The sequence below is a fragment of the Saccharothrix stipae genome (assembly GCF_054781895.1).
Map to the genome: position 1 here is coordinate 717983 of NZ_BAAGTN010000007.1, position 25383 is coordinate 743365.

16 protein-coding genes and 1 pseudogene are annotated in these 25383 nt (G+C 71.6%); 10 read left to right on the forward strand and 7 right to left on the reverse strand.

The genetic code is table 11. The annotated features are described in order from the left end of the window. The first annotated feature begins 29 nt into the window (after positions 1–29). Positions 30–4280, forward strand: coding sequence for an FxSxx-COOH system tetratricopeptide repeat protein (fxsT, locus tag ACYVLT_RS15970; RefSeq protein ID WP_461120959.1), 4251 nt, complete (start codon positions 30–32; stop codon positions 4278–4280). Here the strand turns inward: fxsT and ACYVLT_RS15975 are convergent. The 3 genes from ACYVLT_RS15975 to ACYVLT_RS15985 all read right to left on the reverse strand — a co-directional run bounded on the left by ACYVLT_RS15975 (position 4277) and on the right by ACYVLT_RS15985 (position 7339). Next, positions 4277–6094, reverse strand: a complete 1818-nt coding sequence (locus ACYVLT_RS15975) for an HEXXH motif domain-containing protein (RefSeq protein ID WP_461120960.1) — start codon at positions 6092–6094, stop codon at positions 4277–4279. The genes fxsT and ACYVLT_RS15975 overlap by 4 nt on opposite strands. Positions 6095–6133: 39 nt before the next feature. Continuing rightward, positions 6134–6298 (reverse strand): hypothetical protein, encoded by a 165-nt coding sequence (locus tag ACYVLT_RS15980; RefSeq protein WP_461120961.1) that lies wholly within the window; start codon positions 6296–6298, stop codon positions 6134–6136. A gap of 135 nt (positions 6299–6433) precedes the next feature. Continuing rightward, positions 6434–7339: an effector-associated domain 2-containing protein gene (locus ACYVLT_RS15985; protein WP_461120962.1), complete on the reverse strand. Its 906-nt coding sequence runs from the start codon at positions 7337–7339 to the stop codon at positions 6434–6436. Between the two features lie 113 nt (positions 7340–7452). Between ACYVLT_RS15985 and ACYVLT_RS15990 the strand changes: the two genes are divergently transcribed. Further along, positions 7453–8718: a hemolysin family protein gene (locus ACYVLT_RS15990; RefSeq protein WP_461120963.1), complete on the forward strand. Its 1266-nt coding sequence runs from the start codon at positions 7453–7455 to the stop codon at positions 8716–8718. On the opposite strand, the gene ACYVLT_RS15995 is transcribed toward ACYVLT_RS15990, so the two are convergent. Beyond that, the gene (locus tag ACYVLT_RS15995; protein ID WP_461120964.1) at positions 8719–10134 is read right to left on the reverse strand and encodes an aminopeptidase P family protein; all 1416 of its coding nucleotides are present in this window, start codon (positions 10132–10134) and stop codon (positions 8719–8721) included. A 183-nt stretch (positions 10135–10317) separates the two neighbouring features. Here ACYVLT_RS15995 and ACYVLT_RS16000 point away from each other — a divergent pair, with 183 nt between their 5' ends. Next, on the forward strand, positions 10318–12828 hold the full coding sequence (locus tag ACYVLT_RS16000) for a hypothetical protein (RefSeq protein WP_461120965.1): 2511 nt from the start codon (positions 10318–10320) through the stop codon (positions 12826–12828). On the opposite strand, the gene ACYVLT_RS16005 is transcribed toward ACYVLT_RS16000, so the two are convergent. Together ACYVLT_RS16005 and ACYVLT_RS16010 are read right to left on the reverse strand one after the other, a co-directional pair. Then, a complete protein-coding gene (locus ACYVLT_RS16005; protein ID WP_461120966.1) occupies positions 12825–13364 on the reverse strand; it encodes a sigma factor-like helix-turn-helix DNA-binding protein in 540 nt (179 codons plus the stop codon). The genes ACYVLT_RS16000 and ACYVLT_RS16005 overlap by 4 nt on opposite strands. 230 nt (positions 13365–13594) lie before the next feature. After that, positions 13595–13666 (reverse strand): annotated as a pseudogene (locus tag ACYVLT_RS16010) (hypothetical protein); the annotation flags it as partial. 171 nt (positions 13667–13837) lie between these two features. Between ACYVLT_RS16010 and ACYVLT_RS16015 the strand changes: the two are divergent. Both ACYVLT_RS16015 and ACYVLT_RS16020 read left to right on the forward strand, forming a co-directional pair. Next, positions 13838–14302: a hypothetical protein gene (locus ACYVLT_RS16015; RefSeq protein ID WP_461120967.1), complete on the forward strand. Its 465-nt coding sequence runs from the start codon at positions 13838–13840 to the stop codon at positions 14300–14302. A 13-nt stretch (positions 14303–14315) separates the two neighbouring features. Then, positions 14316–14774, forward strand: coding sequence for an amidohydrolase family protein (locus tag ACYVLT_RS16020; protein ID WP_461121138.1), 459 nt, complete (start codon positions 14316–14318; stop codon positions 14772–14774). Here the strand turns inward: ACYVLT_RS16020 and ACYVLT_RS16025 are convergent. Next, positions 14761–18018: an NACHT N-terminal Helical domain 1-containing protein gene (locus ACYVLT_RS16025; protein ID WP_461120968.1), complete on the reverse strand. Its 3258-nt coding sequence runs from the start codon at positions 18016–18018 to the stop codon at positions 14761–14763. The two genes, ACYVLT_RS16020 and ACYVLT_RS16025, sit on opposite strands and share 14 nt — an antisense overlap. A 243-nt stretch (positions 18019–18261) precedes the next feature. On the opposite strand from ACYVLT_RS16025, the gene ACYVLT_RS16030 reads away from it, so the two are divergent. The 5 genes from ACYVLT_RS16030 (at position 18262) to ACYVLT_RS16050 (ending at position 25366) form a co-directional block, all read left to right on the forward strand. Next, on the forward strand, positions 18262–18645 hold the full coding sequence (locus tag ACYVLT_RS16030) for a hypothetical protein (protein ID WP_461120969.1): 384 nt from the start codon (positions 18262–18264) through the stop codon (positions 18643–18645). Beyond that, positions 18638–19078 (forward strand): hypothetical protein, encoded by a 441-nt coding sequence (locus tag ACYVLT_RS16035; protein WP_461120970.1) that lies wholly within the window; start codon positions 18638–18640, stop codon positions 19076–19078. Before ACYVLT_RS16030 ends, ACYVLT_RS16035 begins: the two co-directional genes overlap by 8 nt. 392 nt (positions 19079–19470) lie before the next feature. After that, positions 19471–22560: an efflux RND transporter permease subunit gene (locus tag ACYVLT_RS16040; RefSeq protein WP_461120971.1), complete on the forward strand. Its 3090-nt coding sequence runs from the start codon at positions 19471–19473 to the stop codon at positions 22558–22560. 383 nt (positions 22561–22943) lie between these two features. After that, positions 22944–24131 carry an MFS transporter gene (locus ACYVLT_RS16045; RefSeq protein ID WP_461120972.1) on the forward strand — a complete coding sequence of 396 codons (1188 nt, stop codon included), beginning with the start codon at positions 22944–22946 and terminating at the stop codon, positions 24129–24131. Next, positions 24128–25366: a cytochrome P450 gene (locus ACYVLT_RS16050; protein WP_461120973.1), complete on the forward strand. Its 1239-nt coding sequence runs from the start codon at positions 24128–24130 to the stop codon at positions 25364–25366. Before ACYVLT_RS16045 ends, ACYVLT_RS16050 begins: the two co-directional genes overlap by 4 nt. The last annotated feature ends 17 nt before the right edge of the window (positions 25367–25383 follow it).

The window sequence follows — 25383 nt, forward strand, 5'->3', positions numbered from 1 at the left end:
GCCGGGGATGACTATCTGTCGGAGTGTCTATGGATGGCAGGGAAGCGGGCCCTCCCGGGCTCACCGCCCGTGAGATCGCGGATGCGTTGTGGCTGCTGACCGGGGGGCGAGCAGGCGGCCCGGTCGCAGCGACGGGCGCGGAGGACGCGGGACCGCGGAAAGTTCGGCGGCGTGCCCGGTCCGCCGACGAGGTTCCACCACGACGCCCCGAGGACACGCAGGCCGACCCGCCCGGGCCCGAGATGACGACGACGAGCGGCACGGCGGCCGTCGATTTCGACGCCGCACCGCTGGTGGGCGGTTCGGGCAAGCACGGGGCACCGCGGCTCGACCAAGTCACTTCAGCCCGAGTTGTGCAGCACGCCTTGCGATCCTTCCGGCAAGAGACCCCGTCGGTCGACGAGTGGGAGTTCGACGAGGAGGCCACGGCCGTCGGCGCGGTGCTCGACCAGCGGTGGCTGCCGGTCTACCGGCCCGCCGCGGAATTGCGCTGGGACGCCGTCCTGGTGGTCGACGACAGCCCTTCGATGGCGTTGTGGCGGACGACCGTGGACTCGTTCGCGCGGACCCTGGTCAAACAGGCGGTGTTCCGCAACGTGCACCTTCGGAGGTTCGGCGAGGACCCCAGCGGCAGGATCGTCGTTCGTGGCACGGGCGCCCGAGCGACCCCCAGGGGCGTCTCGGAGGTGGTGGACCCGGCTGGGCGACGCATCGTGCTGGTCATGACCGATGGCGTGAGCCCGATGTGGCGATCCGGCAACGCCTTCGGCGCACTGCGGACCTGGGGTTCGGCTCATCCGGTGGCGCTCGTCCACGTCCTTTCCTGGCCGATCGTGCAGCGGATGGGGATCGAGATCCACCGGCTGAGGGTGAAGTCACCGGTGCCTGGCGCGTCGAACTCGCGGCTGGACTGGGTGCCGCAATCCCCCGCGCCGGGCGTGTTCGACGACCTCGAAGACGCCATGCCCGTCTGCGTGCTGGGACTGGGACCGGTCGACGTCGAGCGGTGGGCACGGATGACCACCTCCGCCACGACCTGGGCCGACCTGGCCGCGATCCTGATCCCGCGAGCGCCCGTCAAGTCGGGTCCACTGGACGCGGAGCGCGCACCGGCGGTGCTCGTCGGCGCTTTCCGGGCCACCGCGTCGCCCGAGGCGTTCGAACTCGCCACCCACCTCGCGGCGGCGCCGCTCGACCTCGGAGTGATGTCCTTCCTGCGTGCTCGTCTGGTGACCGTCTCGAGAACCGAGCACCTCACGGAGTTCCTGGGCAGCCCCTTGGTGGTGGACGCGAAGCCCTCGGCGGGAACCGGCGAATCCGAACGGGTGATATTCGAGTTCGCGCCCGGTGTGCGCGAGGAGTTGCTCGCGTTCAGCCGCCGGACGTCGACACTGCGTGTCCGTGCCGCCGTCCACCACCACTTGGCCGACGAACTGCCCGTGTTCCGTCGGATCCTCGACGGCAGTTCCGGCGAGGAAGCGCCCGGTACGCGTTTGCTCGCGCGGCAGTTCTTCCAGGCTGAACTCGCGGCGACCCGAGCGTTGTCGGGACCTTATGCCGCGGCCGCCGCGGAGATCGGCCGGCTGCTCGACGGAGACCTCCTCCGCGAGCACGGCGCCTCGCGGTCGCCGGTAGCGACCGAAGGTGTGGGTGCGACCTCGGATCGGACCGGGACGCCACCGGAGTCGCTTCCTCGGGATGGCCGCTCGTCGCTCTCCGCCGAAGAAACTACTGCGGATGATCGACTTGGTCGTCAAGTTTCCTCTGCTCACCTGCCCGCGCTGATTTTCGGTGGAGTGCCTCCGCGCAATCCGAGATTCACGGGACGAGACGACCTGTTGCGGTCACTCGACGAGCGACTGATGCCGGGAATCGTCACCGCCGCCCAACCCGAGGTACTGCACGGCGTGGGTGGCGTCGGAAAGTCGCACCTCGCGGTCGAGTACCTCTACCGCAACCGGGCGAAGTTCGACGTGATCTGGTGGATATCGGCCGAGCGCACCGTCAAGATCGTGAACTCGCTCGTGGAACTGGGTGTGCGACTCGGTCTCGATGTGGGCGCCGAATCCAAATTCGCCGTGCAGTCGGTCCTCGGCGCACTTGAAGGTCAGCCCCAGTACAACGTTCCATCGAACTGGTTGGTGGTTTTCGACAACGCAACCAATCCTGAAGTGGTGGGGCCGTACCTGCCTATCGGCGGGCCCGGTCGCATCCTGGTCACTTCACGTGATCCTCAATGGTTGGATGCGGCACGCTGTCTCGACGTCTCAGTCTTCCAGCGCGTCGAGAGCGTGCAGTTCCTGCGAGGCCGCGACCCTGATCTCAGTGAGGAGGACGCCGATCGCCTGGCGCGGACATTGGGCGACCTGCCGCTCGCCGTTGCGCAAGCGGCGGCTTGGCGTGTCGAGACGGGCATGCCGGCTGATGAGTACCTTGACTTGCTCGCCGAGAAACAACGGGAACTGCATGATGTCGTCTCCACCCTCGACTACCCTCAGTCGGTCGCGGCGATGTGGGACCTGTCGCTCAACGAGCTCAAGCGCAAGAACCTCTCGGCGCTGAGGTTGCTCCAGGTGTGCGCCTTCCTGGCGCCGGAGCCGATCAACCGCACGATGTTCACCCACAGCCGCAACATCACCGGCGTGCCGAACGAGCTGTCCCGGGTGCTGCGCGACCGTTTGCGGCTCAACGAGGCCATCCGCGACGCGAACCGCTTCGCGTTGGTGCGCGTGGACCACCGTGCGAACTCCATCGAACTGCACCGCCTCGTGCAAGCCGTGCTCATCAGCCAGATGAGCGAGGACGAACGCGTGACCATGCGCAACGCCGCACACCTGGTGCTCGGCGAGAACGACCCGGAGGCACCGGAAGAGCCGGACAACTGGCCGGTATACGTGGATTTGAGCGCGCACCTGGCCGCGTCCGACGCCTATGAGAGCGATGTCGAGTCGCTCCGTTCGCTGCTCTACAACCAGGTGCAGTTCTTCTACCGGTGGGGTGATCACAAGCGCAGCGCCGAGCGGTCCGAGCAGATCTACCGGACCTGGTTGGAGCGACTGGGGGAGGACCACCCGGAGACCCTGAGGATGGGCCGCTGGTACGGCTTCATGCTGTGGGTGCAGGGTCGGTACGCCGAGGCCACCCCCCTAAACGTGGATTTGCTGGAACGGCACCGCCGCACCTTCGGCGAGGAGCACGAGGACACCATCCTGGCCATGGGTCAGGTCGCGGCGGACAAGCGGGCGGAGGGCGACTTCGTCGGTGCGCTGGAGCTGTCGAAGCGCAGCTACGACATCTGCGTCCGCTACCTCGGCGACGAGGACCCGGTGACCCTGAACGCGGCGCACAACCTGGGCGTGAACCTCCGTCTCATCGGTGACTTCACCTCCGCACTCAAGCTCGACGCCGACACGTGGGACCGCAGGGTCCAGATCTACGGCCAGGAGCACGAGGTGCCTCTCTACACCCAGGTGGGCCTCACCCTCGACAAGCGGGAGCTCGGCAACTACCGGGAGGCGGCCGCCGAGCACGAGGAGGTCGTGCGCATGTACGAACGGCTCAGCGTGGGGCGACCGCTCAACCCGACCTGGCTCCGCGCCATGCGCCACCTCGCTGTGATGCGCCGCAAGGCAGGGGACCACAGGGGCGCGATGAGTGCGGCGGAGACGGCGTACGACGGCCTGCGGCGGCGGTACGACCTCGACCACCCCGAAACGCTGGCCGCCGCGTTGGCCCGTTCCATCGAGCTGAGGCACCTGGGCCGTCTGGAGCAGGCCGCGCAACTCTCCCAGGTCACGCTGACCCGGTACGGAAGGACGTTGGGGCCGCACCACCCACACGCCCTGTCTGCGGCCGTCAATGTGGCGATCGTGCGTCGTTTGATGGGGGACTTGGACGGCGCACGCCGACAGGACGAGGCGGCCTTGGACGGCTTTCTCGCCCGGCTGGGCGACGACCACCCCGCCACCTTGATCACCCGGATCAACCTGGCCAGTGATTTGCACGCGGTGGGTGAGGTAGAAGCTGCCCACGACGCCGATGCCGAGACGCTGAGCCGTGCGACCGCGGTCTTCGGCCCGGATCACCCCACGACGCTGGCCTGCCGTGCGAACCTCGCGCAGGACCTGCGTTCGCTCGGTCGAACGGACGAAGCGGACCTGCTGCGGAGGCGAACTGTGGACCTCATGCGTGCACGGCTCGGGAGCAGCCACCCTGCAGTGATCGAACTCGGCGATCCAGACGCACGGGCGAACTGCGACATCGACCCGATGCCGCTCTAGTCGTCCCCTCCCAGCCATGCGGCGAGGCGCTCGACGTCCGGCATGTCGCCGGCCGCGATGATCGCTTCTCGCACCGCGCGGACCAGGTGCGGGTGTTCGAGCAACGCCCGGGAAGCCGGACCGGGGGACAGGTGGCGCACCGCGAGTCCGAAACCGGACCACGCGCCCGGCCGGGTCGATCCCGCGTCGAGTTCCGCCGCGTACAGCACGTGCGCCCGCTCGTGCTCTCCCGCGACGAGGGCGAAATCCGCCTCCGTCAGATCCGCGGCCACTTCCCGCACGTGTTGCGAGGAGCCTGATCGCATCGCCTCGAACTCCGCGCGGCCGGTGAGCAGGACCCGGATGAGGATCGCCTTGGCGTCCAACCTGGGCGGCTTGGCGGCGCCGACCACGACCGGGCGATGGTCGGAGGTCGGCGCGGGCTCACCCGCGAACCAGCGTTCGGCGCACTCCAGCACGTGCGCCCGCGGCGGGTAGAGGTGGGTGGCGCGCCAGGCCGCGCGGTGGTCCAGCGCGGCCGTCTCGGCGGCCGAGAGCAGTTCGGCCGGCACCGCCAGGTCCAGCAACGCCGTCAGTCGTTCCGCGAGGACGCCCGCGAACCTCTTGCCCGGCTCGGTCAGCGATGGGTGACCGCGGAGCGCCTCGAGCGCCTCCCCGACCTGTCCCCGCAACAGGGCGAAGTCGAAGTGCATCAGGGCGGCGTCCACGCCGGTCGAGTGCCCGCGTTGCCGCGCCAAGAACTCGACGACGGACAGGAAGGCGTTCACCCCCTGGTACAGACCGGCGACCGGACGGGCGTCGTCGCGCCACGGCGCGTAGCAGGTGGCGGCCGAATCGACGCTGGTCAAGGGCGCCAACTGGCCGATCGCGTTCAGCTTGCTGTGCTGGTACTCGTGCACCATCGTCATCGCCAGGTGCGCGGCGTCGTGCGGTTCGGAGATGATCGCGGCGCCGTAGCCGTCACCGACCGAGCCGCTGTGCGACCGGAAGCGGAAGACCGTCGAGCGGGGGGTGATCATCGACAAGCCGCCCGCCAGCTCCCGTGCCTGGTGCGGGTGGTGCCGCTCCAGGAGCGTCCACGCTTCGGTGAAGATCGACTGCCACCGCGCCACCGCCGCACCGGACAGGGGCGCGGGGCGTTCGGGGATCGCCAGTCCTCGGTACGGCCCGGTGTCGTCCAGGTGGACGCGCGGCGCGGTGGAACCGACGTCACCTCGGAGGATGTGATCCGGCTGCCACTCGACCGGGTGGGCATCGCCCGAGCTGGTCTTCACCGTCAATCCCGACGCATCCGACACCAGCGTGCAGTGACCCCACTCGGCGTTATCGGGCACTCGTGCCGTGCCCAGGCCGGGAAGCACCGCGACGCCCTCCCACAGGGGGATTCCGAGCGTGAAGCGCAGCCCTGCGGCCACGCCGCCCGCGGCGGCCAAGAGGTGCAGTTGGCCGATGTGGAACCACATGGGTGCCGGGTCGGTCCCCCTGCCCCGCATGCGGCGCAGGAGGTGCGCCGACCAGACGCCGACCTGCGGACGTGACAACAGGTCCGCCACCGCCTCGGGTCGGGCGCGCTCGGCCGCGACCAGGAGCTCCCACGCCTCGTCCACCGGGGGTAATGGACTGCTCGTCGAGCGGTGTTCGCGGGCGTGGTGCAGCACCAGTCGCAGGGCGAGCAGCCGTCTCGTCCTCCCGACGCCGCGCAGCAGGGCCGTGCTGCCGTCGTCGGGTCGGCCGGAGGCCAAGGCGTCCAGTTGGGCCAGGGTGATCCCGTGGTTGAGCAGCGGTATCCCGCTCGCGGGGTTCGAGCCTGGCACCTCGTGATCGCCTTTCGCCGTGGTCGTGGAGCTCGCCGGTCAGGAGTCGTGGCCACCCAGGCTGCTGCTGGCGTGGTCCAACTGCCTGAGGAAGCGCTCGTTCGACGAGGAGAGGGCCTCGGCGTCGAATGCGTCCAGCTCGTCGAGAGGAACGTCTGTCAGGTCGACCAGACCGGAGTCGATCCGGATTGCCGATTCATCCACTGGCTGGCCTCCCTAGACGGCCACGAATAGGGCGGTTTTGACGCCGCGAGGGACGACTTCCGAGAGCATGGCTGAGTGTAAAGTCACGGGTTCGAGGGGGAAGGTGCGGGCGGCACTCCGTGACGTCAGCGGCAACTACGCGCCGCCGGTCCGCTGTGTCAACAGGGTGTCGAGTTCGGCCATGGCGGAGGTGCCGTCGGCGTAGAAGCGGACCGCTTCCTGCAGCGCCTTGAGCCCGTTCGGGTAGTGCGCGCACGTCCGGACGATGCTGACCGCGTCCGGTCGATCCGAGCTGTGTCGGGGGACGGAAGCGGCGAAGGGCAGCTCACGCAGCACCAGGTCTCGTCCTTCCCGGGTGTCGAAGCCGGGGGCGCGCAGCAGGACGGCGACGATCGGGCCCAGGTCGGCCAGGGTGAGGGGCGCCTGCCGGGAACGGGAGGTCGACCGCTCGGCGGCGACGGGTTCCCCGTCCACCAGGCGCACCCACACCTGCGCGTGCACCTCTTTCACGTCGGCATCGGCCTGCCGGTACGCGTCCGGGCGCGCGGCGGGCTGGTGGCGGACCACGGACTGGTAGAACGGGTCCGAGACGATCAGCACCAGCGTGGCGGCCGTGGACTCGCGCAATGCCCGCTTGGCTTCGGCCGCGTCCAGGATGCGGTAGGTGAAGATCATCTCGGCGCTGGTCTTGCCGTGCCCGTCGTAGTGCACCTCGCCCGCGTGCACGGCCATCCGCAGGCGCAGGCGCGCCCCGGCGGCGTGCACGTGGTTGTGCTCGCGCAGCGCGGCCACCAGTCGTTCGGGCAGTCGGTCGACCAGGATGCCCTTGGGGGTGTCGGCGGGCAGCAGCACCATCACGCTGTCCCCGACGTCGTCCGAGGCCTGGTCGTCCCATGGCAGGCCGCAGTCGGCGAAGGCCGTCGTCAGCACCTCGTACAGGCCGTCACGCACGGCGGTGCGCTGCCTCGACGTCCTGGTCTCGGCCCCGTAGCCCTCGACGTCGACCACGACGAACGAACGATGGTGCCCCGCTGATCCCATAGGACCTCCCCGAGACGGTTCTAGCCCAGGAGGACCACCGGGTGGGAGTGCCACCACTCGAAATGACCAATCTCCCGGTTGCGCGTGGCCCCGGTTCGGGTATGGAGTCGGGTGTGGACGGGTACTGGTGGACGATCGCGCTGGTCGCGGTGCTGGTGTTGCTGAACGCGCTGTTCGCGGGCAGCGAGATGGCGTTGATCAGCCTGCGCGAGGGGCAGTTGCGGTCGCTGGAGCGGGACGACAGGGCGTCGGCGAAGACGCTGGTGCGGCTGGCCCGCGACCCGAACCGGTTCCTGGCCACCATCCAGATCGGCATCACCCTGGCCGGGTTCCTGGCCTCGGCGACCGCGGCGGTGTCGTTGGCCGCGCCGTTGGTGCCGCTGCTGTCGTTCCTCGGCGACGGGGCGAACGCGGTGGCGATCGCCCTGGTCACGGTCGCGCTGACGTTCCTGACCCTGGTGTTCGGCGAACTCGCGCCGAAGCGGCTGGCGATGCAGTACGCGTTGCGCTGGGCGCTGCTGGTGGCACGGCCGCTGCACGTGCTGTCGGCCGCCTCACGGCCGGCGGTGTGGCTGTTGAGCGCCTCCACCAACGTGGTGGTCCGGGTGTTCGGCGGCAAACCGGACGCGGAGTCGGAGCAGATGTCGTCCGAGGAGCTGCGCGAGCTGGTCTCCGCCCAACGGGGCCTCAACGCCGAGCAGCGCATGATCATCACCGGCGCGCTGGAGATCGACGAACGCCGGTTGCGCGAGGTGCTGGTGCCAAGGCGCGCGGTGGTCACGCTGGACGCCGCGCTGGACGTCGCCTCGGCCCGCGCCGAGCTGGCCGCCTCCGGCCACTCCCGCGCGCCCGTCGCGCGCGGCGGGCACCTGGACGACGTCGTGGGCGTCGTGCACCTGCGCGACCTGCTCGAAGACCAGTCCCGGCTGATCGACGTGGCCCGGCCGCCGGTGGTGTTCCCCGACTCGGTGCGGGTGTCCGACGCGCTGCGCCGGTTCAAGGCCGAACGCGAGCAGCTCGGCCTGGTCGTGGACGAGCACGGCGCGGTCGACGGCATCATCACGCTCGAAGACCTGTTGGAGGAGATCGTCGGCGAGATCCTGGACGAGACCGACCGCGACGTGATGGCGGTGCGCAACGCCGCGGACGGCTCGCTGGTGCTGCCCGGCACCTTCCCCATGCACGACCTGATCGACCTGGGGATCGAACTGCCCGACGCGCCCGAGGGCGACTACGCCACCATCGCGGGCCTGGTGCTGGTGGTGCTCGGCCGCATCCCCGAGGGTCCCGGTGACCGGATCACCGTGTCCGGCTGGACCGTCGAGGTGCTCAAGGTCGAGCACCACGCCATCACCTCCGTGCGCCTGCGGAAGGGGTGACTACCGGCCCGCCGCCGCGACCCAGGCCTCCAGGCCCGCCGCGTCGTGCGGCAGCGCGGAGGACAGCACCCGGTTGCCGTCCTCGGTCACCACGACGTTCTCCTCCAGCCGCACGCCGATGCCCCGCAGCTCCGGCGGCACGGTCTCGTCGTTCGGGTGGAAGTACAGGCCCGGCTCGACGGCCAGCGCCATGCCGACCTCCAGCGCGCCCTCGTGGTAGGCGGTGGCCCGGGAGTTGGCGCAGTCGTGCACGTCCAGCCCGATGAAGTGCCCCACGCCGCACGTGATGTAGCGGCGGTGGTGCTGGCCGTCCGGGTCGAGCGACTCCTGCACCGACACCGGCAGCAGGCCCCAGTCGTGCAGGCCCTCGGCGAGCACCCGCATGGCCTCCTGGTGGAAGTCCCGGTACGCCGCGCCGGGCCGCACGACCGCCAGCGCCGCCACCGACGCCCGCTCGATCAGCTCGTGCACCTGCCGCTGCGCCGGGCTGTAGGCGCCGGAGACCGGCAACGTCCGGGTGATGTCGGCGGTGTACAGCGTGTCCAGCTCCACACCGGCGTCCAGCAGCAGCACGGCGTCCTCGGGCACGGGGCCGTCGTTGCGCACCCAGTGCAGCACCGGCGCGTGCGGCCCGGCCGCCACGATCGAGGCGTAACCGGGCCCGTTGCCGGCGGTGCGGGCGCGCCGGTCGAACGTGCCCTGCAACCACCGCTCGCCCCCGCCCTTGACCGCGGCCTGCAACTCGGCTGCGACGTCGGCGAAACCGAGGACGGTGGCGTCGACGGCGGCCTGGAGCTGACCGACCTCCCAGTCGTCCTTGATCCGGCGCAGCTCGGCCAGCACGGTCCGCAGCTCGGCGGTGTGGTCGGCGCCCGCCACCGCGTCCAGCAGCGGGTCGACGCCCCAGGTCGCGTGCACGGCGGGCAGCCTGCCGCGCAGCGCCGACGGCAGCTCGTGCAGCGGGCGGCAGCGCACGCCCAGCGCCTCGGTCCACTCCGCCAGGCCCGGCACCGGGCCGATCCACAGCTCGCCGTCCCGGGCGTTGGCGAAGAAGTCCGGCTCGTCCGGCCCGGCGGGCGGGCGCAGGAACAGCTCCGCGTCGTGACCACCGGCGACCGGGTTCATCACCAGCACCGCGCCTTCCGCGGCGCAGCCGGTCAACCAGGAGAAGTCGCTGTCGGGCCGGAAGCCGTAGTCGGTGTCGTTGGACCGCACCGGCGCCCAGCCGGCGGCCACCGCGATGCGCGTGCCGGGCAGTGCGGCGCTGAGCCGGTCGCGGTGCGCGGCGGCGGCCTGGGCGGCGCCGGGCGTGACGCGCGCGGCGCGGTCGGCCGGGCCCCAGCCGTGCTGGACGAACTCGCGGAACCCGGAGGCGTCGACAAGCTTGCTCGGGTCGCGGCGGGCGGGTTTGGTCACCGTGGGCAGCCTTTCGGGTCGGGGCCGTGAACGCGCCCGGTCCGATCGGGGCACGGGCGTCACGGAGGATGCTCTCACCAGCCCAGGTATCGCCCAACCGGGTGTCTCCCGCCCTGAAACGGCCTACCTCCCGTGGGCGATCCGGTAGTTAACACCCACGGCTACCTACGGCAGGGGAAAACCATGCGTCCCGAGGATGTCGTCGAACTGCGGGTGCACGGGGTGTCCGGCACCCCGCCGGAAGCGATGCTCGGGGACCCGTTCCCCACCCCGGTGGCCGGTGACGACGTCGCCCGGTTCCTGCGGGCGGGCAGGCCGGCGCGGGCGTCGTCCAGCGGGCGCACCCGCACCGTGGAGGCGTTCCACTGGGGGCGGTTCACCTCGGGCGGCGCGAGCCGGGCGCTGTGGCTGCTGCTGATCCCGTTCGCGCTGCTCAACCTGGCCCGGTACGCGCTGCTGGGCGCGGGGCGGTTCGCCGAGGCGGTGTTGCGGCTGCTCGGGCTGGTGCTGACGTGCATGCTGGTCACGGCCACCGCTTACGTGTCGCTGGAGCTGCTGGTGCGGCAGTGCGCGGGCACGGCGGCGTGCCGGGCGGAGCACCTGGCGTTCTTCGCCGGCTGGCCGTTCGGGGCGTTGCTGCTGGTGGGCGCGGTCCCGCCGGGGCTGGTGATCACCGTGCTGTGGTGGTTCGGCCGGCAGACGTTCCTGTACGAGCCCAAGGGCACGCACCACGCGTGGGAGACCCGCACGGGCAGCCTGGGCGACTACGCGTTCTGGCACACGTCGCCGCGCACGCCCGTGCTGCGTGACGCGCACGTGGCGGCGGCGTGCGTGGTGGTGGGGGTGCTGTACGCGGGAGCGCTGCGGACCGCCCAGCCGGACCGGCCGCCGGACGTGCTGTCGTGGGCGGTGATCGGGCTGGGCGCGGTGGTGCTGCTGTGGGCCGTCGGGTGCGTGGCGATGTCACCGGACCGGCGGGAGGTGAACTCGCGGCTGCTCAAGTGGGTGGCGGCGGCGTACCTGCTGCTCGCGGTCGGGGTCGCGACCGCGTTGCTGTGGCGGCTGCCGACCGACGCCGCCGGGTCGGTGACGCCGTTGGCGGGGTTCGAGGCGGTGACCAACATCCTGTCGGCGTTGGCGATGCTGCTGCTGGTCGTGCTGCTCGGGGCGTGCGTGCGCATGCGGCACTCCGCGCGTGGTGTCGAGTTGATGGTGGCGGACAAGCGGTTCCGGCCGATGTGGCACGGCTACGGGACCGTGGTGATCGCGGCGGTGGCGACCACGTTGGCGGTCGGGTTCAGCGGCGGGTTGGCCTACCGGGTGGTGGACTGGGTCGGCGACCCGGTGCCGGAGGCGGGGCGGCCGGGGCTGGTGCTGAGCACGAGCTACCTGGTCGGCGCGGGGTTGTGGGGTGTGCTGGCGATCGCGTTCCCGCTGCTGGTGGCGCCGATCGTGGCGGCCATGGTGCGGCAGGTGTCGAGCGCGCTGGTGCTCGGCGCCGGGTCGGTGGCCGCGGTGGTGGCGGTGGTGCTGCGGTGGACGTCCGCGCCGGTGTGGGTGTTCTGGCTCGTGGCTGCGGTATCCGGTCTACTGTATGCAATCGGCACGGTATCCTGTATGCGTCATACGATCGGCGTGGCCGTCCGGGACGGCGTGGTGGCCGACTACCACCCGGGACGCCCGGATCGGCCCGGCATCGGCAAGGTCGCGCTCACCCAGCGGCTGGCGTCGGCGAAGTACCGCTACCACTGGCTGCTCGGCGCGATCGCGCTGCTCGGCGGCGTGCTGGTGGCGGCGGGCGGCGGTCTCGCGCTGGCCCGGCTCGTGCACCCGGACTGGCGGGCCGCGCCGCCGCCGGGACTGGCCGACTGGCTGTCGACCCTCCCGGCGCAGGAGTTGGGCGCGTTGGGCAGCCTCGTGGTGTCCGGTCTCGTGCTGCTCCTGTTGTTGTTGGGTGTGCGGACGTGGCAGAGCCCGCGGATGCGCACGGCGGTCGGCATCGTGTGGGACCTGGTGGCGTTCTGGCCCCGGATGGCGCACCCGATCTGTCCGCCGCCCTACGGCGGTCGCGCCACCATCGAGCTGACCTCCCGCGCGGTCCGGCTGGCCGGGCACCACGACGTGGGCGCGGTCGTGCTGTCGGGGCACAGCCAGGGCAGCGTGGTGTGCTTCGCCGCGTTGTCGTTGCTGCGCCGCGAGAGCGAGCGACCCGACCCCGCCGACGGCGAGCGGTACATCAGGCAGGCGGACGCCCTCGCGGCGGTGCGCCGGGTCGGCCTGGTCACCTACGGCTCGCAGTTGCAGTGGGCGTACTCGCGGCTGTTCCCGCACTACCTCGGCCACGCCGAACTCGTCCGCCTGCACGAGGATCTCGGCGACCGCTGGTGGAACGTGCACCGGTTGACCGACCCGCTGGGCGGTCCGGTGCAGGTGTGGCCGGAGACGGCGGAGGAGCGGGTGTTCGCCGACCCGAAGCTGTGGGGCGTGCGCTGCGGCAACGACGTGCGGCTGCGCGACCCGGAGTTCCTCGACCCCGACCCGGACATGGTCGCCTCACCGTTGCGCGGGCACAGCGACTACTACGACGACCCGGTGTTCGACGAGGTGGTGGCCCGGGTGGCGGACGCCGTAGCGGCGCCGCGCACCACCGTGGTGATCGGCGACCTCACCTTGTCGGGCGATCCGGTCAACTAGTCCTGGAGCACGGACCGGCCGACGCGGCGCGAACCGCGTCGGTCGAGGCCGGTGAGCTTGTCCGGGTTGGTGATCGAGTAGACACAGCCGACCACGTCGCCGCGGACCTCCAGCACCAGCACGGCGAACGGGGCGTCGTCGACGAACAGCAGCACCGCCGGGTCGCCGTGCACGCGGCGCAACCGCAGGTCCGTGGTGCTTGGGACGTCCTTCGCGACGGCGATCGGCAACCGCGCCACTGGTCCCTGCCGTGCACCGGCTCCGGGCTTGTGGCGAGGCCCCTTGCCGCCGCCGTCGGTCCACAGCGTCACGTCCGGCGCGAGCACCCACAGCAGCCCTTCGAGGTCACCGCCCAGGGCGGCGGCCACGAACCGCTCGGGCACCGCCTGCCGGGTGCGCGGGTCCACGGTGAACCGGGGCCGGCGGGCCTGCACGTGCGCCCGCGCCCGGTGCGCGAGCTGCCGGACGGCCGTCGGACCGCGCCCCAGGATGGCCGCGACTTCCGGGTACGCGTACCCGAACACCTCGTGCAGCACGAACACCGCGTTCGGCGGGGGTGAGGGTCTCCAGCACCACCAGCACGGCTATCGAGAACTCCTCGCCGCGCACCACTTCGTCCGCCGTGTCGCCCACGAGCGGTTCGGGCAACCACTGGCCGGGTAGGTGCCGCGACCGCTCTTCTCCCGGCGGCGCAACGCGTGGTTGCCGCGATCCGCACCAGGTAGGCGCGCGGGTTCTCGACGTCCTCCCGCGGCGCCCAGGACAACCACGTCTCTTGGAGCACGTCCTCGGTGTCGGCGACCGTGCCGAGCGTCCCGTAGCCGATGGAGAACAGCAGTTCCCGGTGCTCGACGAAACGCCTCCGTGCCGCCCATGGCCCTCCCTCGTGGCCACCCTAAGAGCGATGTGGACGGTGGGCTGTGACTTGATGTGACGTGGACCTCAGCTCGTCACGGTCACCCGGTCGCGATCCCTCTTGGTCGGCGACGAACCCGCTGGAGGGAGACACATGCGAACCCTGATCCGTGACGTGCGCGTGTTTGACGGCCACCGCGTCGTGCCGCGTGCCGACGTGCTGGTCGACGGCCCGCTGATCGCCGAGCCCGGTGGCCGGTGCGACGTCGAGGTGGACGGCCGGGGCAAGACCCTGCTGCCGGGCCTTGTCGACGGGCACACGCACACGTTCGACGGCAGCTTGGCGCAAGCCCTGGCGGCCGGTGTGACGACCGAGCTGGACATGTTCTGCCTGGCGAGCAACCTGGCACGGCAGCGCGAGCTGGCCGCGTCCCGCGACGACGTCGCCGACCTGCGCAGCGCGAGCCTGCTCGCCACCGCGCCCGGCGGGCACCCGAGCCAACTGCTGACGTCCGTCGGCGAGGAGTTCGGCGACGCCGCGCAATCATTCGAGACCGTCGCCGACGTGGCGGCTGCACGGGCGTTCGTCGCGGCACGGGTGGCGGAAGGCGTGGACTAACGGCTTGACGCACGTGTGGTGCGCCGCGGGTGACGACCTGGTCGGCTGGGTCGTGCAACGGGGCGTCTTCGTGGTCGGCACGCTCGTGTACTTCGAGTCGATCACAGGCCGGGCGCCCACCGTGGACCACGCGTCGCACGGCAGCTTCGAGCACGCCATGCGCGCGGCACATGTGCTGCACGAGGCCGGCGCGCCGATCGTGACGGGAACGAACGCCAACCCGTGGGCACCGCAGCACGGCGGGGCCATGCACCGCGAACTGCAACTGCTCACCGACGCCGGCCTGACCCCGTCGGCAGCCCTGGCCTCGGCCACCAGCGCGCCCGCCGTCCACTTCGGACTGACCGACCACGGCCGCGTCGCGCCGGGACTGCGCGCGGACCTGCTGCTGGTGGACGGCGACCCGGCCACCGACATCACGGCGATCGGCGCGGTGGTCGACGTGTGGCGGCGCGGAGTCAGACTCGCCTGACCTTGACCCCTTTGCCCGCTCCCAGGACGCGATGACAGTCCTCGTCGACGTACACGGTGATCCGCCTGTCACCCAGCTCGGACAGATCGATTTCCTGCTGTTGCCCACCGGTCAGGATCTGCAGCACCGATACGCGGGGAAGGGTCCTGATCTGTTCGAGCCACCCCGGCGGCACCGGCATCGTGGTCCGGAGGGTGGTGAAGGATTCCATCGCGGCGATCGGGGACAAATCCGTCACCGTGCAGTTGTGCAGTGATAAGCATTGCAGCGCCGGGAAGCGGGTCAGTTCACCGAGGTCATCGACGTCCAGGACGTTGCGCAATTTGAGTTCGACAAGGTGCGGGAAGACTTCGGCGAGTCGAGGCAAGCCGCCGTCGAGACCCAGCGGTTTGCGGCCGCCCATGTGGCCGAGCCCGAGGTCTTGCAGCTCGCCGAGCCGACTGAGCGGGCTGAGGTCGATGCCGGCCGGGTAGTCGTAGAGCGACAGTCGGCTCAACAGCCCGAGATCCGCCAGTGCGGTCGTGTCGCCGATGGCAGCCAGGTTGCACACGCCCAGCGAAGACAGTCGGCGCATCGATCGGAAGTCCGACATCTCGGTCGGCTGCTTGGCTCGTGGGTAGAAGTACAGTTCCTCCACCGCCGGGTCGTCGAGAGTGGACAGGTCGATCGACAGGCTCGAGCTCAACAGGAGCGAGCGGAGTTCCTCGTTGCCCGACAACGGGGTGATGTCATCGAACCGGCCGCCCAAGGACACCTCGACGAGATGTGGCAGATCGGCGAGCGGCTCCAGGTTGGTCACGTCTTCCAAGTCCACCCGAAGTGCGGCGAGATTGCGCAGCTTCGGGATGTGGGCGAGGAGGTTCTGGTCCTCGACCGTGATGCTCCCGTTCAGCAGCGGTGCGTCGGACAGGACGCGGTCGGCGTACTCGCCGGGGTCGAAGTAGGGCCACGCCCTGATCAGCTCGCGCTGCACCTGGCGGCGCGGGTCTTGGGCGAACCGTTCGAGCACCGGCCAGGCGCCGGGGCCGTTGATCAACGCGGCGGTGCGCGCCGTCGCCGCCGCGGTGGCTTCCGACAGGTCCCTCGGATCCAGCAACAGCCGCGGCAGCAGGACTTCGCCGCCGGCGGCCAGGGAACGGGCCTCCACGGTTCGGCGCGGTGGCAGGAGCTCGGCCAGGCAGCGTTCCACGCGTTCGGCGAGGTCCGGTGTCAAAGAGGGATTGGCCTCCATCGCCGCCGCGGCCAGGAGGTGGAGTCGGCGGCGGCGTCGTGGCTCGGCGTCGGCGCGGTCCAGCAATCCGGTGAGCAGTTCGGCGCGCAGCGGGGCGTTCGCGAGCCCCGCCGCCATCACCACGACGTCCCGCCACTGGTCCAAGTGCGCCTGCTGCACCAACAGGCCGATGTCGCCCTGGTCGGCGGCCTCCTCCGCGGTCAAGAACTCCTGGAAGCTGCGGTGCACGAAGTCGATCCGGCCGGTCACCGGTTCCCGCACGACGCCGCTGCGGTGGACGAGGTGGTCGAGCACGGTGTCCGCGTCGTGCGGCACGCGTGGCATCGCGGCGAGCCGTTCGGCCAGGCGCCGGACCGCTTCCTCGCGGCTCAGCTCGGACCGGCCGTTGATCGACAGGCGCCAGGCGACGTGGCGCAGCAGGTGCCGGCGGTCCTGACCGGCCAGCTCGGTCGCGCCGGGGATGTGACGTTCGGCGTCACGGCGGTCCAACAGCAGCGTCAACGCCGTCCGGTACAGCTCCAGCCGGTCACGGGGCAGGAACGTGCGGCGGTCGAGGTTGAGGGCGCAGAGCATCGCGCACAGCAGGGGACTGGTGGCCAACGCGCGCAGATGCGGATTGGCGTCCAACCGGCTCAGCAACGCGCCCTCGTGCCGGGGCAGGTCGGCTTCGTCGCACGGCAGGCCGCCCGCATCCCGTGCGGCCTGGTGCCAGTGGCGGATCAACGCGCGGACGTCGGCGGCGCTCATCCGCTCCAGGAACGCCGACCTGAAGCCCTCCGCCTTCAGCCAGACCGCCGTCGCCGCGCCGGGTCGTGACGTCAGCACCCAGCGGACCTCCGGGAACGCCCGGCTCAGCCTGGCCAGCCACCCGCGCACCGCACCGCGTTCGGCCGCCGGGAGTTCGTCCACACCGTCCACGAGCACCAGCGCGCGCCCGGACTCCAGTTGCCGATGCACGAAACCGGGCGGCATCACTGCGGCCAACGGTTGCGCGGTGTCCTCCACGAACCCCTCGGGACCGGGCAAGCCGCGCCCGGCGTGACCGCGCAGCTTGATCAGGAACGGCACGCAGCCGTTGAGGTCCGCCAGCTCGCCCCGGAACGCCCCACGTGCCGCGTTGATCGCCAACCAGCGCAACAACGTCGACTTGCCCGAACCCGCCTCACCACGGATCAGGATGCGCTCGTTGGCGGCCAAAGCGCGCTCCACCCGCACCGCGCCGTCCTGCCCGTCATGCGTGCCGTCCCGCCACCGCGCCACCTCGTCGGCCACGTGCGCACGCCGTTGCGCTCCGCTGACCGACAGGCTGATGTACGCGACGCTCAACGTGGTGCGCGGGCGGAAGCGGCGCACGTCCACGCCGAACAGCTCGATGTCGTCCAGCGTCTCGCTCACCAGGCGCAGGTAGCGGTTGCGGAACTCGGCGTCGTTGGCGGTGCCCTGCGGAGCCATCAACGTCGGCGCGGGCAGCCGGGCGAGCACGTGACCGACCTGTTCGGACAAACCGGACACTCGGCCCAGCAGTTCGGCGCTCGCCCGTGCGGCGAACGGCGTCAGGTGTACGACGAGCTGGACGAAGCACGCGCAGCACTCGTCCAGCAGCACGGCGTAGAACCACGAGGCCGCCTCGCTGAGCCCGGCGCCAGCCGGCAACTCGGCGCGCAGGCGTCGGGCCAACTTCGCCGGGTCGACGTCCACCTCGAACAGCCCGGCGTCGGACAGGTCGGCACCTTCGAACGCGGACACCACCTCGGCCATCGCGGCGAGCCGTTCGTGCTCGGGCAGTCCCGGCACCTCCTGCCGGCACAGCGGTAACAACCGTTCGGAGACCACGTCCACCAACGCCTCCACCTCGCGGTTGAACCGCCGCCGCTGGAAGTCGTCGGTCAGCCGAGCCCCGACGAGGTCCACCAGCGGCTTCGTGCGCTCGGCTCGGCCCTTGCGCTGGGTCAGCCACAACTTCATCGCCGACCCGACCAGCGTGCCGCCCACTCGCAGGACCACCGGCTCCACGGATCCCTCCTCCACCTCGACACCCTGTGTATCGCGTGGGCACGTGATCCGCATCGTCGGTTCGCGCGCACGTGATCGCACGTGTGGTGGGCCGACCGCCGGCAGAAGGCCCGGCTTGACGTGGCTTTGCCCAGCCTGCGACGTCTGTGAGGGGCCGGCCCGTGTCAAATCGAGCCGGACTCGGGAGCGCAACGGTGACGGGGGTAGGTTGCGGTGGTCAGTTCGATCGACCGGGAAGCTCCGATGATCCAAGTCCTCGCGACCGCGTTGACGGTCGTGGCGCTCGTCGCCGCCCTGTGGGCGTTGGTGCTGGTCGTCACCGACCGGCCCATCACGTTGGCCACCAAGCCCACCCTCGGTCTCGCCGCGGTGGTCGTGCACCTTGAGGCTGGGTTGCTCGTGCAGGCGGTGCTGGCCACCGTCAACGTGATCGGCGCCGACGGCGGCGGGATGAACCGGGCCACCTTCTTCGGGTACCTGATCGCGGTGGTCGTCGTGCTGCCGGTCGGCGCGTTCTGGGCGTTGGGCGACCGGTCGCGGTGGGGTGCGGGGGTGTTGGCCGTGGCGTGCCTGAGCGTGCCGGTGATGATCCTGCGCCTGAACCAGATCTGGGCACTCCATGGCTGAGCGGTCCCGGGAGCTGGCGGAGGCGACCCGGTCCGGTCCCGGTCGGATGCTGATCGCGGTCTACGGGATCTTCGCCGTGGCCGCCACGGCCCGGTCGGCGGTGCAGATCGCCACCCACTTCGAGCGGGCGCCGCTGGCGTACGCGCTGTCGGCGTTCGCGGCCGTCGTGTACGTCGTGGCCACCGCCGCGCTGGCCGGCGCGGTGCCGCGGCGGGTCGCGTACCTCGCGTGCGGCGTGGAGCTGGCCGGGGTGGTCGTCGTCGGCGCGGCGAGCCTGGTGTTCGCGGACGCCTTCCCGGACGCCACCGTGTGGTCGGACTTCGGCGGCGGCTACGGGTTCATCCCGCTGGTGCTGCCCGTGCTCGGCCTGCTGTGGCTGCGCCGCACGGGACTGCGCCGGACGGGACTGCGGAACTCCGAACTGGACCGTTGAACTCGGCGGCACCCTGTCTCGTAGTGCAGTCGGACCGTCGGGACCCACACCCGGTGGACTGATCCGTGGTGGCGGCCGAGACCAAGGGCGTCCGGCAGGGCACGTCGCCGTGGGTGGCGGAGGCCGGGGAGGGTTCCCCGGCCTCCGTGACGAAGATCACCAGGCTGTGCCGATCTTGCTGTGGGCACGATCCGCGCAGGTCAAAGGCCGTCCGGGCGGCGTGGAATCAGCCCATGTCTGAGCCCGTTCTCAGGTTGCGTGTGCCAGCGTTCGCACATCCGCCCGCAGCACCCGCGCAGTGGTTCGACCGTCGATTCCCCCGACGGTCGTCCGATCGTCGGCTCCGCCGACGTGGCGCTCCGGCGGGTCCGCTCACCAAGGAGATTCCCACGATGTCCGTGCTGGCTCGGCTGAGCCTGGCCAACCGAAGTCTCGTCGGGCTGCTCAGCCTGCTCGTGATCGGTTTCGGTGTGTTCACGCTGCCCTCGATCAAGCAGCAGCTGTTCCCGTCCATCGAGCTGCCCGCCGCGGTGGTCATCGCGCCGTTCCCCGGCGCGTCGCCGGACCTGGTGGACAGCCAGGTCGCCGAGCCGATCCAGTCGGCCGTGCGCGGCGTCGACGGCGTCGAGCAGGTGCTCACCCGCTCCGCCGAGAGCTCGGCGACCGTGCAGGTGATGTTCACCTACGGCACCGACATCGACGCCGCCGTGGCCCAGTTGCAGCAGGCGGTGAACCGGCTCCAGCCCCGCCTGCCGCAGGGCGTCGAGCCGACCGTCGCCCAGGGCAGCACCGACGACATCCCGGTCATCGCGCTCGCCGCGACCTCCGGTGACGACGACATCGCCGCCGCGACCCGGCTGCGCGCCGAGGTCGTGCCCGGCCTGGAGGCCATCCCCGGCGTGCGGGAGGCGACGGTCGGCGGTGAGCGCGACCGCCAGGTCACCGTCACCGTCGACTACACCCGCCTCGGCGCGGCCCGGGTCGACCCGCAGGCCCTGACCACGGCCCTGACCACCGCGGGCGCGGTCACGCCCGCGGGCACCGTCCCGCAGGCCGACAAGACGCTGACCGTGCAGGTCGGCAGCCCGGTCGGCACCGTGGACGACCTGCGCGCCCTGCCGCTCGCCTCGCCCGGCGGCCCGGTGCGGCTGGGCGACGTGGCCAAGGTCGAGTCCACGCCCGCCGCGGCGACCGTCCTGACCCGCACCAACGGTGAGGCGACGCTCGGCATCAGCGTCACCATGACCTCCGACGGCAACGCGGTCGAGATCTCCCAGCAGGTCCGCGACAAGCTCGGCGAGTGGGGCGAGGCGGCCGGCTCCACGCTCACCGTCGCGTTCGACCAGGGCCCGCAGGTGCAGAAGGCGATCAGCGGCCTGACCACCGAGGGCCTGCTCGGCCTGCTGTTCGCGGTGCTGGTGATCCTGCTGTTCCTGCTGTCGGTGCGGTCCACGCTGGTGACGGCGGTGTCGATCCCGCTGTCCGTGGTGGTGGCGCTGATCGCGCTCTACACCGGCGACCTGTCGCTGAACCTGCTCACCCTGGGCGCGCTGACGATCGCCGTCGGCCGGGTGGTGGACGACTCGATCGTGGTGCTGGAGAACATCAAACGGCACCTCGGCTACGGCGAGGAGAAGCAACGCGCGGTGCTGGACGGCACGCGTGAGGTGGCGGGCGCGGTGACCGCGTCCACGCTGACCACGGTCGCGGTGTTCCTGCCGATCGCGTTCGTCGGCGGCATCGCGGGGGAGCTGTTCGGGCCGTTCTCCATCACGGTCACGGTGGCGTTGCTGGCGTCGCTGCTGGTGTCGTTGACGATCGTGCCGGTGCTGGCGTTCTGGTTCCTCAAGCGCCCGGCCGTGCCGACCGACCCCGAGGAAGCCGCGAAGGCGCGCGAGGCCGCGCTGGAGAAGGAGAAGCGCAGCCCGTTGCAGCGCGCTTACGTGCCCGTGCTCAAGTTCGCCACCACACGGCGTTGGGTGACGTTGCTGATCGCGGTGCTGATCTTCGGCGGCACGCTCGGCCTGGCCGGCTCGCTGGAGACCAACTTCATCGACAACGCGGGCGGCACCGCGTTGCAGGGCACCCAGAAGCTGCCGCCCGGCAGCAGCCTCGCCGCCCGCGACGACGCGGCGCGCAAGCTCGAAGGGGTGCTCGCGGAGACCGACGAGGTGGAGACCTACCAGGTCACCGTCGGCACGGACAACAGCCTGGCCGCGTTCGGCTTCGGCGGTGACGGCGACACCCGCGTGCGCGCCACCGTGCGCGAGGGCACGGACCTGGAAGCGTTGCAGGACCGGCTGACCGAGCAGCTGGCCAGCACGTCCGGCGCGGGCGAGGTGGCGTTCGGCGCGGCCGCGTCCGGCTTCGGCTCGGACACGATCGACGTGCTGGTCACCGCGCCCGACGCGGCCGCGCTGCGGGACGCGGCCGACCGCGTGCAGCAGGCCGTCACCGGCACGCCCGGCGTCGGCGAGGTCACCAACGACCTGTCGGTGAGCGCGCCGCGCGTGCAGGTGACGGTCGACCAGGCCGCCGCCGCGGCCCGCGGGCTCGGCAGCCAGACCATCGGCCAGTTCGCGGCGCAGGCGCTGCGCGGCGTGCCGGTGGCCCAGCTGCCGATCGACGGCCGGTCCCAGCAGGTCCTGCTGCGCACGGGCAGCGCGCCGGCCGACGTCGACGCGTTGCGCGCGTTGCCGCTGCCGGGCGGCATCACGCTCGGCCAGGTCGCCGAGGTGGCCGTGGTGGACGGTCCGGTGCAGGTGCGGCGCACCGACGGCGCGCGCAGCGCCACCGTGTCGGCCAAGGCCACCGGCTCGGACCTGGGCGCGGTGACGGCCGAGCTGACCTCCCGGCTGGACGCCCTCGACCTGCCGGCCGGCGCCTCGCACAGCATCGGCGGCGTCAGCGCCGACCAGGCCGAGACGTTCGCCGACCTGGGTCTGGCCATGCTCGCGGCCATCGCGATCGTGTTCCTGATCATGGTGGCGACGTTCCGCAGCCTGGTGCAGCCGCTGATCCTGCTGGTGTCCATCCCGTTCGCGGCGACCGGCGCGATCGGCCTGCTGCTGCTCACCGGCACCCCGCTCGGCCTGCCCGCGTTGATCGGCATGCTGATGCTCGTCGGGATCGTGGTGACCAACGCGATCGTGTTGATCGACCTGGTCAACCAGTACCGGCGGGACGGGATGCCGGTGCGGGAGGCGGTGGTCGAGGGCGGACGGCGGCGGCTGCGGCCGATCCTGATGACCGCCGCGGCCACGATCTTCGCGCTGCTGCCGATGGCGCTGGGCATCACCGGCGAGGGCGCGTTCATCGGCAAGCCGCTGGCGATCGTGGTGATCGGCGGCCTGATCAGCTCCACCCTGCTCACCCTGGTGCTGGTGCCCACGCTGTACTCGATGGTCGAGGGCCGCAAGGAGCGCCGGTCGGCGCGCCGGTCCGCGCGGCCCGTGGAGGAACGGGAACCGGTCACCGTCTGAGTGCCTCGCGCGAAGGCCCCGTCGTCCCTTGTGGCGGCGGGGCCTTCGTTTTCCCGGTCGCACCCCTTTGTACCGGTCGGCGACGGTTGTTCTCGGGGGCTGCCGGCAATACCTGGCATAAGGGTGGTATCACGGGGGCGCGCGGACCGATCGGAATTATTTCGTGCTGCTCAGACCCCGTTTCTTCGAAATTGCGCTGCGTGATGCCGAAGGCGGCAATGTTGGCGGCCATTGCGGTGCTCGGGAACGTGGATACGTTGTCGGTCGATGGACGTTCCTGCGAAAACACACATTCCCTCCTCGGACGACAACTGGGTGACCCGTCGGCGCCTTTCGGTGTTTCGGTTGTCCCGCCGCTCGGATTCCGGCGCACGGGGGCGGGCGTGACGGTGATCGCGGCACCGCCGCGCAACGCAGTGGTGCCGGTCGCGTTCACGGCGTACGGCGCGTTGTGGGGTCCGTACCTGGCCGCCCTGCCCGAGGTGCGGGCGGCGACCGGTGCGACCACCGGGCAGCTGGGGCTGGCGCTGCTGGTCGGCGCGGTGGCCGCGCTGCCCGCGATGGCGTGGGTGGGCCGCCTGCTGGACCGCTTCGGCCGGGTGGTCGTGGCCTCCGTGCTCGTGCTGTTCGCGGTGACGGCCGTGCTGCCGACGACGGCCGGCTCGGTGCCCGGCCTGGTCGTGTCGATCGCGTTGTTCGGATTCGGCTCCGGCGCCTGCAACGTCGTGGTGGTGGCGCTCGCCTCGGCCGAGGAGGCCCGGACCGGGGCGCGGGTGATGAACCGGGCGCACGCGTTGTTCAGCGTCGGGGTCCTGGTGTTCAGCGCCCTGACGGGACTGGTCGCGACGGCCGGCGTGCCCGCGCGTGCGGTGTCGGTGGTGCTCGCGATCGGCCTGGTCGGCTGGGTGTGGGCGGTGCGCGACTCGTTCCCGGAGCACGTGGGCCGCCACGAGCGGAGAGCCCGCCGCGAACGGACGCCGGGCGCCCGCCGCCCGCGGGTCCGCCCCGTGCCGCTGCTGGTGCTGCTGGCCGGTCTGGCGATGCTGGTCGAGAGCGGTGTGCAGCAGTGGAGCGCGGTGTTCCTGTCCGACGTCCTGGACGCGGCGCCGCCCTGGTCGGCGGCCGCACCGGGGGTGTTCGCCGGGATGATGGCCGCGGGCCGCCTGGGCGGGCACTGGCTGTCCGTCCGCGCCGCGGACCGGACGCTGCTCCAGGCGGCCGGGCTGGTCTCCGGCGTCGGGGTGCTGCTGATCGCCACGGCCGCCGAGCCGCTCATCGCGCTGGCCGGCACGGCGCTGGTCGGAGCCGCGATCTCGGTCGCCACACCCATCACCTACGGGCTGGCCGGGCGCGGCGCGCCACCCGGTGAGAGCGGCGCGCTCATCGGCGCGACCGCCTCGTTGGCCAACCTGGGCCTGCTCCTGGGGCCCGCCCTGGTCGGCCAGATCGCCGACCGAAGCGACCTCCGCACCGCGATGGTGGTCCTCGCACCGGTCTGCCTCGTGGTGTGCCTGCTCGGTCGTCGCACGGCAACTGTCCCGGTACTCGCTGAGGAGAGGAAGTCACCATGACCACGGTCAGCACCGCCCACGGCCTCGGGGGAGCGGAGTTCGTCGACGGCGCGCACCAGCGGCAGCTGATCGGCACCACCGCGGTCCCGGTCGACCCCGCGGTGGTGCCCGTGCACGGCCCGGACGGCGGCCAGTGGCTCGTGACCGGCTACCCCGAGACGCGGGACTTCCTGCGGGACGGGCGGTTCAGCCGGGCCGAGGCCGCCGAGGCGTGCCACCCGCGCGGCCCCGCACTGCAGATGTCGATCACCGAGATGGACCCGCCGCGGCACACCCGGATCCGCAACATCATCGGCGGCGCGTTCTCCGCCAGACGCGTCGAGCGCCTGCGCCCCACCATCGAGCGGATCGCCGAGCGGCTGCTGCACCAGGCCGTCCGGTCCGGTCCGGTGACGGACCTGATCGCGGACTTCTGCGCACCGCTGACCTTCACCGCCCACTGCGAACTGCTCGGCGTGCCCACCGCCCGCCGCGAGTCGATCGGCCTCAGCTCCCTGCGCCGGCTCGGCACGCCCGGCGCCGCCGACCCGACCGAGACCTACCACGCGGAACTGCTGCTGCACGCCGAGGTCACCGACCTGCTGGCCGACCCCGACCTGCCGCCCGGCCTGCTGGCCGACCTCGTCGCCGCGCACCACGACCGCGGCCTGCTCACCGACACCGAGCTGACCGGCCTCGCGGCGTCCCTGTTCTTCGACGGCCACGCGCTGGCCGCCGCCCAGATCGGCAACGCCGTGCTCTGCCTGCTGACCCGCCCCGCCCTGCTGGCGTCGCTGCGCGCGAACCCCTCGCTGCTCGACGGCGTCATCGAGGAGTCGTTCCGCTACAGCCCCTCGGTCACCCTGAGCATGGCCCGCGTCGCCACCGAGGACGTCACCCTCGGCGAGGCCTGTATCAGGGCCGGCGATCGGGTCACCGCGGCCCTTCCGCTGGCCAACCGCGACGCCGCGGCCTTCGAGCGCCCGCAGGTGTTCGAGCCCGACCGGGGTGCCAACCGGCACCTCTCGCTCGGCTACGGCACGCACCACTGCATCGGGGCGCACCTCGCCCGCGTCGAGGTGCGCGCCGCGCTCGGCGCACTGCTGCGCGACGACGTCCACCTGGAGCTCGCCGTGCCGGCCGAGGAACTCGCCTGGTACGCCTCGCCGACCATCCGCGGTCTCACCACCCTGCCGGTCCACCTGTCCGAGCGCCCCCGCGCCCCACGGACGCACGACACCGGACCAGGGGCCTAGGACCGGCTCCCCGCTCG

Excerpts from the sequence above, each read along its gene's own strand:
- fxsT (WP_461120959.1), top strand. The coding sequence starts at position 30 with ATGGATGGCAGGGAAGCGGGCCCTCCCGGGCTCACCGCCCGTGAGATC.
- ACYVLT_RS15985 (WP_461120962.1), bottom strand. The coding sequence starts at position 7,339 with ATGGGATCAGCGGGGCACCATCGTTCGTTCGTCGTGGTCGACGTCGAG.
- ACYVLT_RS16000 (WP_461120965.1), top strand. The coding sequence starts at position 10,318 with ATGCGTCCCGAGGATGTCGTCGAACTGCGGGTGCACGGGGTGTCCGGC.
- ACYVLT_RS16015 (WP_461120967.1), top strand. The coding sequence starts at position 13,838 with ATGCGAACCCTGATCCGTGACGTGCGCGTGTTTGACGGCCACCGCGTC.
- ACYVLT_RS16030 (WP_461120969.1), top strand. The coding sequence starts at position 18,262 with ATGATCCAAGTCCTCGCGACCGCGTTGACGGTCGTGGCGCTCGTCGCC.
- ACYVLT_RS16035 (WP_461120970.1), top strand. The coding sequence starts at position 18,638 with ATGGCTGAGCGGTCCCGGGAGCTGGCGGAGGCGACCCGGTCCGGTCCC.
- ACYVLT_RS16040 (WP_461120971.1), top strand. The coding sequence starts at position 19,471 with ATGTCCGTGCTGGCTCGGCTGAGCCTGGCCAACCGAAGTCTCGTCGGG.
- ACYVLT_RS16050 (WP_461120973.1), top strand. The coding sequence starts at position 24,128 with ATGACCACGGTCAGCACCGCCCACGGCCTCGGGGGAGCGGAGTTCGTC.